The organism is Pseudomonas sp. FBCC-B545, from assembly GCF_059134095.1.
The window spans coordinates 4754055-4769451 of record NZ_CP101441.1; the positions used below are offsets into that span (position 1 = coordinate 4754055).

General features: G+C 60.0%; 15 protein-coding genes. 13 read left to right on the forward strand and 2 right to left on the reverse strand.

Annotated elements, in window-relative coordinates; translation table 11 throughout:
* Window positions 1-119: 119 nt before the first annotated feature.
* Complete coding sequence (locus NMB39_RS22050; RefSeq protein ID WP_494340060.1) at window positions 120-2384, forward strand: putative bifunctional diguanylate cyclase/phosphodiesterase; 2265 nt, start codon at window positions 120-122, stop codon at window positions 2382-2384.
* Window positions 2385-2609: 225 nt separating this feature from the next.
* On the opposite strand, the gene NMB39_RS22055 is transcribed toward NMB39_RS22050, so the two are convergent.
* On the reverse strand, window positions 2610-2912 hold the full coding sequence (locus NMB39_RS22055) for a DUF2288 domain-containing protein (protein ID WP_057021954.1): 303 nt from the start codon (window positions 2910-2912) through the stop codon (window positions 2610-2612).
* A 341-nt stretch (window positions 2913-3253) separates the two neighbouring features.
* Here NMB39_RS22055 and NMB39_RS22060 point away from each other — a divergent pair, with 341 nt between their 5' ends.
* From NMB39_RS22060 to NMB39_RS22100, 9 genes are all read left to right on the forward strand, one after another.
* Entirely contained in the window at window positions 3254-4381 is a 1128-nt protein-coding gene (locus tag NMB39_RS22060) for a branched-chain amino acid ABC transporter substrate-binding protein (RefSeq protein WP_046071338.1), read from the forward strand.
* A 227-nt stretch (window positions 4382-4608) separates the two neighbouring features.
* Window positions 4609-5532 carry a high-affinity branched-chain amino acid ABC transporter permease LivH gene (livH, locus tag NMB39_RS22065; protein WP_003193535.1) on the forward strand — a complete coding sequence of 308 codons (924 nt, stop codon included), beginning with the start codon at window positions 4609-4611 and terminating at the stop codon, window positions 5530-5532.
* The gene (locus NMB39_RS22070) at window positions 5529-6782 is read left to right on the forward strand and encodes a high-affinity branched-chain amino acid ABC transporter permease LivM (protein WP_046071337.1); all 1254 of its coding nucleotides are present in this window, start codon (window positions 5529-5531) and stop codon (window positions 6780-6782) included. Before livH ends, NMB39_RS22070 begins: the two co-directional genes overlap by 4 nt.
* On the forward strand, window positions 6779-7546 hold the full coding sequence (livG, locus tag NMB39_RS22075; protein ID WP_046071336.1) for a high-affinity branched-chain amino acid ABC transporter ATP-binding protein LivG: 768 nt from the start codon (window positions 6779-6781) through the stop codon (window positions 7544-7546). Before NMB39_RS22070 ends, livG begins: the two co-directional genes overlap by 4 nt.
* Window position 7547: 1 nt before the next feature.
* Window positions 7548-8249 (forward strand): ABC transporter ATP-binding protein, encoded by a 702-nt coding sequence (locus NMB39_RS22080; protein ID WP_046071335.1) that lies wholly within the window; start codon window positions 7548-7550, stop codon window positions 8247-8249.
* 250 nt (window positions 8250-8499) lie between these two features.
* Window positions 8500-8796, forward strand: coding sequence for a BufA1 family periplasmic bufferin-type metallophore (locus NMB39_RS22085; RefSeq protein WP_306957300.1), 297 nt, complete (start codon window positions 8500-8502; stop codon window positions 8794-8796).
* A 22-nt stretch (window positions 8797-8818) separates the two neighbouring features.
* Window positions 8819-9697, forward strand: a complete 879-nt coding sequence (gene bufB / locus NMB39_RS22090; protein WP_494340059.1) for an MNIO family bufferin maturase — start codon at window positions 8819-8821, stop codon at window positions 9695-9697.
* Window positions 9694-10470 carry an HvfC/BufC N-terminal domain-containing protein gene (locus NMB39_RS22095; RefSeq protein ID WP_046071332.1) on the forward strand — a complete coding sequence of 259 codons (777 nt, stop codon included), beginning with the start codon at window positions 9694-9696 and terminating at the stop codon, window positions 10468-10470. The genes bufB and NMB39_RS22095 overlap by 4 nt, the downstream gene beginning before the upstream one ends.
* Complete coding sequence (locus NMB39_RS22100; RefSeq protein WP_367236047.1) at window positions 10467-10952, forward strand: DoxX family protein; 486 nt, start codon at window positions 10467-10469, stop codon at window positions 10950-10952. The genes NMB39_RS22095 and NMB39_RS22100 overlap by 4 nt, the downstream gene beginning before the upstream one ends.
* On the opposite strand, the gene NMB39_RS22105 is transcribed toward NMB39_RS22100, so the two are convergent.
* Window positions 10949-11857, reverse strand: a complete 909-nt coding sequence (locus NMB39_RS22105) for a LysR family transcriptional regulator (RefSeq protein ID WP_494340058.1) — start codon at window positions 11855-11857, stop codon at window positions 10949-10951. The genes NMB39_RS22100 and NMB39_RS22105 overlap by 4 nt on opposite strands.
* Before the next feature lie 102 nt (window positions 11858-11959).
* Here NMB39_RS22105 and NMB39_RS22110 point away from each other — a divergent pair, with 102 nt between their 5' ends.
* The 3 genes from NMB39_RS22110 (at window position 11960) to NMB39_RS22120 (ending at window position 15046) form a co-directional block, all read left to right on the forward strand.
* Window positions 11960-12559: a short chain dehydrogenase gene (locus NMB39_RS22110; RefSeq protein ID WP_494340057.1), complete on the forward strand. Its 600-nt coding sequence runs from the start codon at window positions 11960-11962 to the stop codon at window positions 12557-12559.
* Between the two features lie 95 nt (window positions 12560-12654).
* Window positions 12655-13326: a COG3650 family protein gene (locus NMB39_RS22115; RefSeq protein ID WP_057021947.1), complete on the forward strand. Its 672-nt coding sequence runs from the start codon at window positions 12655-12657 to the stop codon at window positions 13324-13326.
* A 106-nt stretch (window positions 13327-13432) separates the two neighbouring features.
* Complete coding sequence (locus tag NMB39_RS22120) at window positions 13433-15046, forward strand: NAD(P)/FAD-dependent oxidoreductase (RefSeq protein ID WP_057021946.1); 1614 nt, start codon at window positions 13433-13435, stop codon at window positions 15044-15046.
* The last annotated feature ends 351 nt before the right edge of the window (window positions 15047-15397 follow it).

Consider the following 15397-nt stretch of genomic DNA (forward strand, 5'->3'; position numbering starts at 1 on the left):
CATGCCAAAATCATTGAAATCAAAGTGCCATTATTCATCGCAAATGCCACGAGGCTTCTATACTCGACGTCATAGGTCATCGCCTCTGGCAGTGACGTGGCTCCAAGATGGGATAAGCTATGGAATGGCTGGGTCAGCATTTTTTTACCGACCTTCCAGACAGCGGGCATTTATTACTCAATTGCAGTCATAACCCCTTTCTGGTGCTGCTCGCCTACCTGGTCGCCTGCGCAGCGGGTTTCGGTACGCTAGACATGGCCGAACGCGTCGGCCATGTCGAAAACCCCACCGCCCGCCGTCATTGGTGCTGGCTGGGAGCGGGTTGCCTGGCGGGCGGGATCTGGTCGACCCACTTCATCAGCATGCTGGCCTTCCAGGCCCCTGTCGCCATTCACTACGAACTTCTCACGACCTTCGCTTCCCTGCTGATCGCCCTGATCGCTGCGCTATTGGCCATGCAAACCCTCAGTCATGCCCACGTGCGGCCCCACCAATACCTGCTGGCCTCAGTGTGGATGGGCCTGGGCATCGCACTGATGCACTACGTGGGCATGGCGGCCATGCGCTCCCAGGCCCAGGTGTACGTTGAATCGCGACTGTTCATGGCGTCGGTGGCGATTGCCATCGGTGCCAGCCTGGCGGCGTTGCTGCTGTCCAGTTACCTGCGTAACGGTGCCGGGGTCTTTCATCAATTGCTCAAATACGCCGCCAGCCTGGTGCTGGGCGCCGGAATCCTGAGCATGCATTTCACAGGCATGGCCGCCATGCAAATGCTGGTACTCAATGATGCGGACCTGTCGCTGCCGGTAGATAACAACCCGATTCAACTGGGCCTGTCGGTGGCGGTGATTACTTTGCTGGTGATCGGCAGCAGTATCAGCGCAGCCCTGGCGGATAAAAAACTGCAACACAAGGAGCATGACCTGCGCCGGGTCAACGCGCTGCTCAGCGAACTGGACCAGGCTCGCGCCTCGCTGCAACAGGTGGCCCACTTCGATGCATTGACCAATCTGCTCAACCGCCGCGGGTTCAATCAGATTTTCGCGGAAAAAGTCGTAGAAAAAACGCGAAACAAAGGGATGATGGCGGTGATCTTCCTCGATATAGATCACTTCAAGCGCATTAATGACAGCCTTGGGCACGATGCTGGCGACCAGTTGCTCACCGTATTGGCCGGGTATATCAAAAGCTCGGTACGCAGCCATGAGGATGTCGTCGCACGATTTGGTGGCGATGAGTTCTGCATCCTGATCAATATTCATCACCGCGACGAAGCACGGCATATGGCCCTGCGCATCATGCAGAAAATGAAAGAACCCATCGAACTGGCCGGCCGACGCATGGTGATGACCACCAGCATCGGCATCAGCCTGTTCCCCGACGACGGCCAGACCTGCGAAGAACTGTTGAAAACCGCCGACCTGGCGCTTTATCAATCCAAGGATGCCGGGCGCAACAGCCTGCACTTCTTCAGCTCCAACCTGAAAACCCGCGCGTTCCTCGAACTGCAGCTGGAAGAAGAGCTGCGCGCTGCCCTGCGCGCACGCAGTGGGTTGGTGCTGTTCTATCAACCGATCTTCGACATGAAGCTTGCCAAGGTCACGCGCCTGGAAGCCCTGGTGCGCTGGCAGCATCCGCAGCACGGGCTGCTGGCACCGGACCGCTTTATCGGCATCGCCGAGAATAACGGGCTGATCGCGGAGCTCGACCACTGGGTACTGCGCCAGGCCTGTCATGATCTGAGCCTGCTGTCTGACCGAGGCTACACCGAACTGACCATGGCGGTGAACTGCTCGGCGCTGAACCTGGCCCGGGACGAGTTGGCCGATGAAATCGAAGCCGCCCTGCGCTTCGCTGCTGTGGCTGCCAACCGCCTGGAACTGGAAGTCACCGAAAATGCACTGATGGGCAATATCAGCAGCACCCTGGCGCTGTTGCGGCAAATCCGTGCGTTGGGCGTCTCCCTGGCGATCGATGATTTCGGCACTGGCTATTCATCCCTGGCCTACCTCAAGCGCTTGCCGCTGAACACCTTGAAAATCGACCGCTCGTTTATCCAGGACACACCAAGGTCCAGAGCCGACAGCGAAATCGTCCAGGCGATTATCGGCATGGCCCACACCCTGCACTTGCAGGTGGTCACAGAAGGCGTGGAAACCCAGGAGCAATTCGAGCTGCTACTCAAACATGGCTGCGACTATATCCAGGGCTACCTGCTCAGCCCGGCGGTGCCCTTCAACGAGATCATCGGCGTGATCCAAGGCATTGCGCTGCGCAACCCGCTTTACCCATTCAGCGTGGAAGGCGCCACGGACACCTCACCGCCGAACGACCCTGCGCCGGCGCGCATCGGCCCGCCTTCAATCGTCAGGCCAATTCGCTGAGATCGAGCGTTCGAATGGACAGTCCAGTCGCTGAACTCCAGCGCCCTGGCACACCCGGAAACAATTCATCCTCGATTTCCTCTCGGTATCAACTGTTCCCGTGACGTTTACGTCACCCTCGGCTGTGACCTTTCTCTACGGCAAGGTGCCATCACCGGCCGGGCGGTTACTCCGCTACACACTTGCAGAGGATAAAAAGACGCACCTTTTTCGTGCAGGTAATTCTTAAGCTGCCCTTTCCTGGATCAGGATCCAAGGCGATACCACCACCGCCCACAGGCTCGGGTCTCGCTCCACCAAGTCCAACGCCCGCATTGCAGACACTTCGCCAAGGCTCCCTGCAGCCAGCCAGGCGGCGACTTTCTCACGGTTGTCCTCGGCCATTCCCTCGGCCGCTTCGATCAGATCCAGGCCGGCGTCGACCCACAATAGGGCACCCTTGGCAAAGAACGGCTCGAGCTCCTTCCAGGAAATTTCGGCGGTTTCACCGAGCAGCTTGGCATAGAGGGTGCTAGGTTCTTGCGTCATGGGAGTTCACCTGAATAAAAAATCGGCGCAATCATAGCCTCGTAACCCAGGTAGAAAAACCCAGTAGCAAATGAGGTAGCGATTGAAAGTGCCAGGAAAGCCAAGGAATGCCTTGAAGGCTGATAAGAACCCGCCGCAATTCTGTCTTTTTCTTTCATTTAAGCGACATAGCAGTGGTATGCCCCCAGCTGCCAGCTTTTCAAGCGATCAACCGGCGCTCTACACTGTACCGGTACAGTTGCCAGGGCAATGCCGGGGGGATATCCGCGATATCTGATCCGGTTCTGCAGCTCACAAGGCCGCTAGAACTATAAAAAATACAACAGTAAGAGTGGAGCACTATGAATAAGGCTACTAAGCAGATTTCCAAACTGTTTGCCGCTATGGTCCTGGCTGGGGTTGCCGGCCATTCGTTCGCAGCCGACACCATCAAGATCGGCATCGCCGGTCCCAAGACTGGTCCGGTGACGCAATACGGTGACATGCAATTCATGGGTGCCAAGCAGGCAATCGCCGACATCAACGCCAAGGGCGGCGTCGATGGCAAAATGCTTGAAGCCAAGGAATACGACGACGCCTGCGATCCGAAACAAGCCGTGGCCGTCGCCAACAAAGTGGTCAACGACGGCGTCAAGTTCGTAGTCGGTCACCTCTGCTCCAGCTCCACTCAGCCAGCGTCGGACATTTATGAAGACGAAGGCGTCATCATGATTACCCCAGCCGCCACCAGCCCGGAAATCACCTCCCGTGGCTACAAGCTGATCTTCCGCACCATCGGCCTCGACAGCGCGCAAGGCCCAGCGGCCGGCAACTACATCGCCGACCACGTGAAGCCGAAGATCGTTGCCGTGCTGCACGACAAACAGCAATACGGTGAAGGCATCGCCAGTGCCGTGAAGAAAACCCTCGAAGAGAAAGGCACCAAGGTTGCCGTCTTCGAAGGCCTGAACGCCGGTGACAAGGACTTCTCCTCGATCATCCAGAAACTCAAGCAAGCCAACGTCGACTTCGTCTACTACGGCGGCTACCACCCTGAGCTGGGCCTGATCCTGCGCCAAGCCAAGGAAAAAGGCCTGAACGCCAAGTTCATGGGCCCGGAAGGCGTCGGCAACGACTCCATCTCGCAAATCGCCCAGGGCGCTTCAGAAGGCCTGCTGGTGACCCTGCCGAAGTCCTTCGACACCGACCCTGCCAACAAAGCCATCGTCGAAGAGTTCGCCAAGAACAAGCAGGACCCAACCGGTCCGTTCGTGTTCCCGGCCTACTCGGCCATTGAAGTCATCGCTGGCGGCATCAAGGCGGCCAAGAGCGAAGACACCGCCAAGGTGGCCGAGGCCATCCACGCGGGCACCTTCAAGACCCCTACCGGCGATCTGAGCTTTGACGCCAAGGGCGACCTGAAAGACTTCAAATTCGTGGTCTACGAATGGCACTTCGGTAAACCAAAAACCGAAGTTTCCCCTCAGTAAGCCAGGCGTTACTGGTCAACAAGCCCACTGTGCAAGCAGTGGGCTTTGTTTTACGAGGTTTATGGGCCATGTCACCCGCGATCCGGGCGCTGGCTCACCTGAAAATCTTAAAACCGTCACCAGCGGTTCGCTGGCAAACGCTTTGTGCAACCTGCTCACAGAACAGGGCACCCAGCCGGAAATGACTCCACCAGTGAAATGCGTATCGGGTTTTTAGGAGCGCTGTAATGCCTGAGATCTATCATTTTTTCCAACAGCTGGTTAATGGCCTGACCATTGGCAGCACCTATGCCTTGATAGCCATTGGCTACACAATGGTTTACGGCATCATTGGAATGATCAACTTCGCCCATGGCGAGGTGTACATGATTGGTTCCTACGTGGCCTTCATCGCCCTCGCCGGGCTGGCCATGATGGGGATCCACTCCCTGCCGCTGTTGATGACCGCTGCGTTCCTGGCGTCGATCATCGTGACCAGTGCCTATGGCTACAGTATCGAGCGGGTTGCCTACCGTCCCTTGCGGGGCAGCAACCGTTTGATCCCGCTGATTTCCGCCATCGGCATGTCGATTTTCCTGCAGAACACCGTATTGCTGTCCCAGGACTCCAAGGACAAGTCCATTCCCAACCTGATCCCGGGGAGCATCTCCTTCGGCCCGGGTGGCGCACAAGAAGTGCTGATTTCGTACATGCAGATCCTGGTCTTCGTCGTCACCCTGGTGGCCATGCTGGGCCTGACCCTGTTCATCTCCCGCTCCCGTCTGGGGCGCGCCTGCCGGGCCTGCGCCGAAGACATCAAGATGGCCAACCTGCTGGGCATCAACACCAACAACATCATCGCCTTGACCTTCGTCATTGGTGCCGCACTGGCGGCCGTGGCGGCCGTGTTGCTGAGCATGCAATACGGCGTGATCAACCCCAACGCCGGTTTCCTGGTGGGCCTGAAGGCCTTTACCGCAGCGGTATTGGGCGGCATCGGCAGCATTCCGGGCGCGATGCTCGGCGGGCTGGTGCTGGGTGTGGCCGAAGCCTTTGGCGCCGATATCTTCGGTGACCAGTACAAGGACGTCGTGGCGTTCGGCCTGTTGGTTCTGGTGCTGTTGTTCCGTCCGACCGGCATCCTGGGCCGTCCGGAGGTTGAGAAAGTATGAGCAGATATCTTAAATCGGCGTTTTTCAGCGCCTTGCTGGTATGGGCCGTGGCCTTTCCGGTACTCGGCCTCAAGCTGAGCATTGTCGGCATCAACCTGGAAGTGCATGGCACCGGTCCCGTGACCCTGGCAGTCATCGCCCTGTGCTCGGTGCTGATGTTCCTGCGCGTGCTGTTCACCCAGCAGGTCGGTGCCTTGTTCAAGGGCAATCGTGGCCCGTTGGTGTCGCCCAAGGTCAGCCAATTCCTGACCCTGCCGCGTACCCAGCGCTACATCATCATCGGCCTGATTATCGCCGCGCTGATCTGGCCGTTCTTCGGCTCCCGCGGTGCGGTCGACATTGCCACCCTGATCCTGATCTACGTGTTGCTGGGCCTGGGCCTGAACATCGTGGTGGGCCTGGCCGGCCTGCTTGACCTTGGTTATGTGGGTTTCTACGCCGTGGGTGCCTATACCTACGCGCTGCTCTCACACTACCTGGGCTGGAGCTTCTGGATCTGCCTGCCATTGGCCGGTATGGCGGCGGCGACGTTCGGCTTCCTGCTGGGCTTCCCGGTGCTGCGCCTGCGCGGTGACTACCTGGCGATCGTGACCCTGGGCTTTGGTGAAATCATCCGTCTGTTCCTGCGTAACCTCACCGACATCACCGGTGGCCCCAATGGCATCAGCAGCATCCCCAAACCGACGTTCTTCGGGCTGTCGTTCGACCGTACCGCAGCCGAAGGCATGCAGACCTTCCACGAATACTTCGGGATTGCCTACAACCCGGTAAGCAAAGTGGTGTTCCTGTACCTGGTGGCGCTGTTGCTGGCGCTGGCGGCACTGTTCGTGATCAACCGCTTGCTGCGCATGCCCATCGGCCGCGCCTGGGAAGCGTTGCGCGAAGATGAAATCGCCTGCCGTGCCCTGGGCCTGAACCCGACCATCATCAAGCTCTCAGCGTTCACCCTGGGTGCCGCGTTCGCTGGTTTTGCCGGTAGTTTCTTCGCCGCCCGCCAAGGCCTGGTGACCCCCGAGTCGTTCACCTTCATCGAGTCGGCGATCATTCTCGCCATCGTGGTGCTCGGTGGCATGGGCTCGCAATTGGGCGTGATCCTGGCGGCGATCGTGATGATCCTGCTGCCGGAAATGATGCGTGAGTTCAGCGAATACCGCATGTTGATGTTCGGCGCCTTGATGGTGCTGATGATGATCTGGCGCCCTCAAGGCCTGCTGCCCATGCAACGTCCACACATGGAGCTGCGCAAATGAGCCGCGAGATCCTGAAAGTCGAAAACTTGAGCATGCGCTTCGGCGGCTTGCTGGCGGTCAACGGCGTAGCCCTGACCGTGAAAGAGAAACAGGTTGTAGCACTGATCGGCCCCAACGGCGCCGGCAAGACCACAGTGTTCAACTGCCTTACCGGCTTCTACAAGCCAAGCGGTGGCAGCATCCTGCTGGACGGCCAGCCGATACAAGGCCTGGCCGGCCACGAAATCGCCCGCAAGGGCGTGGTGCGTACCTTCCAGAACGTGCGCCTGTTCAAAGACATGACCGCGGTCGAGAACCTGTTGATCGCCCAGCACCGCCATTTGAACACCAACTTCTTCGCAGGCCTGTTCAAGACCCCGGCGTTCCGCAAGAGCGAGCGCGAGGCCATGGAGTACGCGGCGTACTGGCTGGACAAGGTCAACCTGACGGAATTTGCCAACCGCCCGGCCGGCACCCTGGCCTATGGTCAGCAGCGTCGCCTGGAAATCGCTCGTTGCATGATGACGCGCCCGCGGATCCTCATGCTCGACGAACCCGCCGCCGGCCTGAACCCCAAGGAAACCGAAGACCTCAAGGCGCTGATCAGCGTGCTGCGTGAGGAGAACGACGCCACGGTGCTGTTGATTGAACACGACATGAAACTGGTCATGAGCATTTCCGACCACATCGTCGTGATCAACCAGGGTACGCCACTGGCCGACGGGACGCCGGAGCAGATCCGCGACAATCCTGAAGTGATCAAAGCCTACTTGGGGGAAGCGTAAAATGCTGCAATTCGAAAACGTTTCCACTTTCTACGGCAAGATCCAGGCCTTGCACGACGTCAATGTGGAAGTACGCCAGGGTGAGATCGTCACCCTGATCGGCGCCAACGGCGCCGGCAAATCGACCCTGCTGATGACCCTGTGCGGTTCGCCCCAGGCCCACGGCGGCAGCATCCGCTACATGGGTGAGGAACTGGTGGGCAAGCACTCCGCCGAGATCATGCGCAAGAGCATTGCCGTGGTACCGGAGGGTCGTCGGGTGTTCTCGCGCCTGACCGTGGAAGAGAACCTGGCCATGGGTGGGTTCTTCACCGACAAGGGCGACTACCAGGAGCAAATGGACAAGGTGCTGCACCTGTTCCCGCGCCTCAAGGAACGCTTCAGCCAGCGCGGCGGCACCATGTCCGGCGGCGAGCAGCAAATGCTCGCCATCGGCCGGGCGCTGATGAGCAAGCCCAAGCTGCTTCTGTTGGACGAACCATCCCTGGGCCTGGCACCGATCATCATCCAGCAGATCTTCGACATCATCGAACAGCTGCGCAAGGACGGTGTAACGGTGTTCCTGGTGGAGCAGAACGCCAACCAGGCGCTGAAAATTGCTGACCGTGCCTATGTGCTGGAAAACGGCCGGGTGGTCATGCAGGGGACTGGCGAGCAACTGCTGACGGACCCGAAGGTGCGGGAGGCGTACCTCGGCGGCTAAGACCCGGAAACTGAGTAAACCGGATCTAAATGTGGGAGGGGGCTTGCCCCCGATGGCAGGCTGACAGTCACTGCATCTGGTGACTGAACCACCGCTATCGGGGGCAAGCCCCCTCCCACATTTTTTGTGTGAACCAAGAGATTCTCGAATTATTTTCGAACTCTTTGTAACGAACTCACCCCCTCCTCTCTCTAGTGGTGCAAGCAGGCAATCAAGCCCGCTCACTCAACCCACTGCTGGAGTTATACCCATGACCACCAAACTGTCCGCCGCCTCCCTCATCCTGGCCCTGGGCTCAGCCCTGAGCCTGTCCGCCCTGAGTACCACCGCCCACGCGGCCGACGAGATGCAGAAATGCTTCGGCGTGGCTGAAGCCGGCAAGAACGACTGCGCCGCGGGTGCTGGCACTTCCTGCGCTGGCACCTCCAAAACTAAAGACCAGGCCAACGCCTGGAAACTGGTGCCCGCCGGCACCTGCACCAAGACCCCAAGCACCACATCGCCGACCGGCTTCGGCCAGGAAGCCGCCTTCACCGCCAAGTCCTGATCCCCCGCAAGCCTGAGTACTGATGATGACGCCAACACCCGACTACACGGTCTCACTGGCTCAGGCGCCTGGCCTGCCCTTGCGGGCCGGGCTGGGGCTGAAGGCCGAGCACTTTACCCAGGTGCTTGAGACCCGCCCCGACATCGGTTTTTTCGAAGTGCACGCCGAAAACTACATGGTGGCCGGCGGCCCGTTTCATCACTACCTGGGCTTGATCCGCGCACAGTACCCACTGTCACTGCACGGCGTGGGCCTGTCCATCGGCGGCGAAGGTCCACTGGACCTTGAGCACCTGGCACGCCTGGTCACGCTGATCGAACGCTATCAACCCCAGTCTTTTTCCGAACACCTGGCCTGGTCCAGCCACGGCCCGGTGTTTCTCAACGACTTGCTGCCCCTGGCCTTCGACGCCAGCAACCTGAGCCGGGTATGCGACCACGTCGATCAGGTACAAAGCACACTCAAGCGGCCGATGCTGCTGGAGAATCCCTCGACCTACTTGCAGTTCCAGCGCTCTACCCTGGATGAAACCGACTTCATCAGCGAGGTCATCCGCCGTACCGGTTGCGGCCTGCTGCTCGACGTCAACAACGTCTACGTATCCTGCATCAACCACCAGCGCGATCCATCGGCCTACATCGACGCCCTGCCCTTGCACGCTGTGGGGGAGATTCATCTGGCCGGCTTTGCCGAAGACACAGACAGCCTGGGCGACCGCCTGCTGATCGATGACCACGGCGCGCCTATCGATAACGCTGTGTGGCAATTGTACGAACAGGTACTGACACGGACCGGCCCGGTAGCCACCTTGATCGAACGGGATAATCAGGTGCCGGCATTCAGCGTGCTGCAGGCCGAGGCCCGGCAAGCCCAATGGTATTTGTCGCAGGTGGCCAGATGAGTATTCAACACGAATTTGCCCAGGCTTTGCTGGCGCCCGACGCAGTCTGTCCCGAGGGTGTGTTCAGCAGCAATGGTGCCGACCCGGCAAGCCGCTTCGCGGTGTATCGCAATAACGTTCACAGCTCGTTGAACGATGGGCTGGCGGCCGCTTATCCGGTGGTGCGGCGATTGGTAGGCGATGAGTTTTTCCATGCCATGGCCGGCCTGTACGTCCAGGCTTATCCGCCCACTACCCCGTTGATCAGCGAATACGGCAGCTCTTTGGCTGACTTTATCCAAGGGTTTGAGCCGGCTTCGAGCGTGCCTTACCTGGCAGATATAGCGCGATTGGAACGCCTGCGGGTTCGCGCCTATCACGCGGCGGATCGCCAGGCGCTGGACCAGCCCAGCGTTCTTCAACAACTGCAAGGCGCAGAGCAACTCGGACACCTGCGTGTGCAACTGCACCCATCGCTCGCCACGCTGAACTCCCCCTACGCAATCGTCGCGGTATGGGCCGCGCACCAGACCGAGGACGCTATCGCCACGTTGAACCCCTGGCATGCCCAGGGCGCTCTGGTCTTGCGCCAAGGGTTGGCGGTCAAAGTATTTGCCATCGACAGTGGCTCGGTCATCTTTATCAACCGCCTCAAGCAAGGCGCCGGGCTGGAGGCGGCCGTTGCCAATGCGCTTGAAGCCTCGGCCGAATTCGACCTGCACCAATGTCTCAAGCTGCTGATCAGCCACGACGCCATCACTCATTTGCATCTGGAAAGAAAGGTATCGCCATGAACGCGCCCGCTCCCTGCCTGGTAAAACGGGCCATCGCCCTGTTCGAAAACATCCCCTACAGCCTGATCGCGTTTATTGCGCGCTTCTCCATTGCGGCAGTGTTCTGGAAATCCGGGCAAACCAAAGTCGAAGGTTTTGCCATCGACTTGGTCAGCGGCACATTCCAATGGGGCGAGCCCAAACTTGCTGCGTCGGCGTTGTGGCTGTTTCGCAGCGAGTACCACGTGCCGTTGCTGCCGCCGGAAGTTGCCGCGCATCTGGCAACCTTTGCCGAGCATTTTTTCCCGGTGCTGATCCTGCTGGGATTGGCCACGCGCTTCTCAGCCCTGGCCCTGATCGGCATGACCTTGACCATCCAGTTGTTCGTCTACCCTGATGCCTATCCGACCCACGGCACCTGGATTGCGCTGCTGTTGCTGTTGCTCGCCAAGGGGCCGGGCAGACTGTCCATCGACCACTGGATTGCCCGTCGCTTGCGTTAAAGCCGATCCAACGCCTCGCCGCTGCGCCTGAACCAATCCACCAGGTAATCGGCCAATACCTGAGTACGCCGCGGCAGGCCACCCTGGTAAGGATGCACCAGGTACATCGGCATGCTGCGTGTCTGATAGTCGCGCAGCAGCCAGCGTAAACGGCCGTCAGCCAGTTCCGTCGGTAACACATAGGATGGTAGACGTGCGATACCGGCGCCCACCAAGGCGGCTTTTTTCAGCAAGTTGTAATGGTTGGAGGCAAACGTGCCGCTTACCCGCACCCGCAGCAATTCGTGTTGCTGGTGATACAACCATTCCTCGCGGCCGCTGTAGTGACTGTTGAGCAAACAGATGTGTGTCGCCAGGTCCGCCGGGGTCAGTGGTTCGCCGTGCTGTTCCAGATAGGCCGGGCTGGCGCAGGTCATCTCGCGCCACGCCAGCAAAGGCTTGGCCACCAGGCGTGCCTGTTCGATGGCGCCCGAGCGTACGCCCAAGTCAAAACCATCCCGGGCCAAGTCGCGGTAGCTGTTGTTAAGCTCCAGTTCGACCTGCACCTGCGGGTATTGCTTGGAGAACTCCAGCAATAAGCCATCAAAGAAGGTCTCACCCAACGAGACCGGAACGGTCATGCGCACAGGGCCGGTCAAATCATCTTTGAGCCGCGCCAATGCCTGGCGCGCGCGCTCCACCTGCACCACCAGCGCTTGTGCCTGGGGCAGCAACGCCGCGCCGGCAGCGGTGAGGCTCAGTTTGCGCGTCGTACGGTGCAACAGCACCACGGCAAACTGCGCTTCCAACTGGCTGATGCGCTTGGACAGCTGCCCTTTGCTGCACCCCAGTTGCTCGGCCGCCAGGGTAAAGCTGCCAGCTTCGATCAGCACCGCGAAGGCCGCCAGGTCATCCATTTCGCTCATGGATTGTTTCCATTTGAAAACCAAAGGTTGCCTATTAGCGCGTTTATCCGCTGAAAAAGCCACACTAGACTGAACCTTCACTATCTCTGGAGGAACAGCACGATGAAAATCCTATTGATTGGTGCCAGCGGCACAGTCGGTTCGGCAGTGAAGGCGCAGCTGAGCCAGCGTCACGACGTGATCAGCATCGGTCGCACCAGCGGCGATTTCCAGGTGGACATCAGCGACAGCGCTTCGATTCGTAAATTGTTTGAACAAACCGGCCAGTTCGACGCACTGGTCTGCGCAGCGGGCAACGTCAATTTCGTAGCCTTGGGCGAGATGAGCGAAGGCGACTTTGAACTGGGCCTGCGTGACAAGCTGATGGGCCAGGTCAACCTACTGCTGATCGGTCGGGAGTATGCCAACGACGGCGCTTCGTTCACCTTCACCAGCGGCATCCTGAACCGTGATCCGATCCGCACCGGCGCCTCGGCAGCGTTGGTCAACGGTGCACTGGACGCATTCGTCAAAGCGGCGGCCATTGAATTGCCACGCGGCCTGCGTATCAATGCTGTGAGCCCGACCGTTCTACTGGAAGCCATGGGCAGCTATGCACCGTATTTCCGTGGCTACAAACCAGCTCCAGCTGCCGATGTGGCGCTGGCTTACGCAAAAAGCGTCGAGGGCCTACAAACCGGTCAGACCTTTATCGTAGGCTGAATTTGATGTCTGTCAGAAACACCTGAAGCCGGCGAGCGGGCTTGTGATGCGGCGCCAGCCTGCGTAACGTGGCGGCACTTGTTTGGAGACCCAATATGCGCGCCGCCCGTACCCTCGCCCTGTTTGCCTTGCTTCCCCTGTTCGCCGCTTGCCAGCTGTTCGAAAGCGAGCCGGCCAAGCCGTCTACCGTCGGGCTGACCCGGATGCAGGGTGAATTGACCGCGGCGGACGGCAAGCTGTTGTTCCAGCCGTGCGGCGACCAGCGTAACTACGTGGTCAAGGATACCGGCGGCACCAGCATCCTGCAGGAAGCGGCCTCCCTGGCCGGCCAGCAAGGCGCACTGTTTGCCGACCTGCGCGGCAAGTTTTCCGGGGTTGCCACCGGTACCCAGGGCGAAGTGGAGCTGCAACAGCTGTACCGCGTCGAACGCTCGACCTCCGCCTGTACCGACCCGGACTTCAAGCGCATGATCCTGCGCGCCAACGGCCATAAACCGGCCTGGGCGATGAACGTCACGGCCAAGGGCATGGTGCTGGAACGCGAGGGCCAACCGCCGTTGGCAGTGCCGTACGTCGAAGAACAGCTGGGCGACGGCCGCTTCAACCTGATGACCGAAGCCAATAACCAGCACATCGAACTGTGGGTGGCGCCCCAGCGCTGCGTCGACAGTGTGAGCGGCAGCCTGCAACACATGAGCGCCGAGTTGCGGGTTAACGGCCAGGTGCAGCGTGGTTGCGCAGCCTTTGGCGGCTCGCGGGACGACTGATTCGACCCTGCGCTGTTTTAACCTGACGGAAAGTCGCCATTGGGGCTTATAATCGCCGGTTTGCAAAACAGCCGGCCTTCTCGCCCGCCGCCTACCGGATCCTGTCATGTTACGAATCACCGAACTCAAGCTGCCCATCGACCATCCCGAAGAAGACCTGCGGCCAGCCATCGTGCAGCGCCTGGGCATCGCCAGTGATGACCTGCTCGATTTCACCCTGTTCAAACGCAGCTACGATGCACGTAAAAAATCGTCGGAGCTGTGCTTCATCTACACCATCGACTTGAACGTGAAGGGCGAAGCCGCCCTGCTGCTCAAGTTTGCCGACGACCGCAACGTCAACCCGGCCCCCGACGTCAGCTACAAGGTGGTGGGCCAGGCGCCGGCAGACCTGGTCGAGCGGCCGATCGTGGTCGGTTTTGGGCCCTGCGGGATCTTCGCCGGGCTGCTGCTGGCACAGATGGGCTTCAAGCCGATCATCCTCGAGCGCGGCAAGGAAGTGCGCCAACGCACCAAGGACACCTGGGGCCTGTGGCGTAAAAGCGTGCTTAACCCCGAATCCAACGTGCAATTCGGTGAAGGCGGCGCCGGCACCTTCTCCGACGGCAAGCTGTACAGCCAGATCAAGGACCCGAAATTCCACGGCCGCAAGGTGCTGCACGAGTTCGTCAAGGCCGGCGCGCCGGAAGAGATCCTCTACGTCAGCAAGCCCCATATCGGCACCTTCCGCCTGACCGGCGTGGTGGAAAACATGCGCGAGCAGATCATCGCCCTCGGCGGTGAAGTGCGCTTCGAGCAACGCGTCACCGACGTATTGATCGAAGAGGGGCAGTTGAACGGTGTGGTCGTCGACGGCGGCGAGCAGATTCTCTCCAGGCATGTGATTCTTGCCCTGGGCCACAGCGCCCGCGACACCTTCCGCATGCTCCATGGCCGCGGCGTTTACATGGAGGCCAAGCCGTTCTCGGTGGGTTTCCGTATCGAACACCCGCAGTCGCTGATCGACGCCGCACGCCTGGGCAAGTACGCCGGCCACCCGAAACTGGGCGCGGCCGACTACAAGCTGGTGCACCACGCCAAGAACGGCCGTTCGGTCTATAGCTTCTGCATGTGCCCGGGCGGCACTGTGGTGGCCGCGACCTCGGAACCCAATCGCGTCGTGACCAACGGCATGAGCCAGTACTCGCGCAACGAGCGCAACGCCAACTCCGGCATTGTGGTCGGCATCACGCCCGAAGTGGATTACCCGGGTGGCCCGTTGGCCGGTATCGAGTTGCAGGAACGCCTGGAGTCCCACGCCTACATCCTCGGCGGCAGCAACTACGAGGCACCGGCGCAGTTGGTGGGCGACTTTATCGCCGGCAAACCGTCCACCGCCTTAGGCAGTGTGGAACCTTCCTACAAGCCCGGCGTATCCCTGGGCGACCTGGCCCTGGCCTTGCCGGACTTCGCCATCGAGGCCATCCGCGAAGCCTTGCCGGCGTTCGAGAAGCAGATCAAAGGTTATTCGCTGCACGATGCAGTGTTGACGGGGATCGAGACCCGCACGTCATCACCGTTGCGCATTACCCGCGATGAGTCGATGCAGAGCCTGAACGTAAAAGGCCTGTTTCCGGCCGGGGAAGGTGCGGGTTATGCCGGCGGAATCCTGTCGGCGGGTGTTGACGGGATTCGGATTGCCGAGGCGTTGGCGCGGGATATGCTCGGCATCAAGGCCTGAGCACACAGCAATACGATGGTGGGAGGGGCTTGCTTCCCCCTGACGGCCTCATAATCCATAGATATCTACGTGACACACCTCGGTCAAATGTGGGAGGGGGCTTGCCCCCGATGGCGGCCTCACAGCCGACCAGCATGTTGGACTTTGATTGAGTACATATCCGTTATTTAGGTTACGGCCACTATTGGTTCCGCTTTTACAGCGGGTCACTTTTGAAAAGAGCCCAAAAGTAACCAAAAGGCTCTTGCCCCACCACTCGGCACCTCGCTTAGGCTCGGTGTGCCCGTAATCCGACAGGGATTTGGGGGGCCGCCGCCCCGCGCCATCGATGGCGCGGGGCGGCTAAACCGG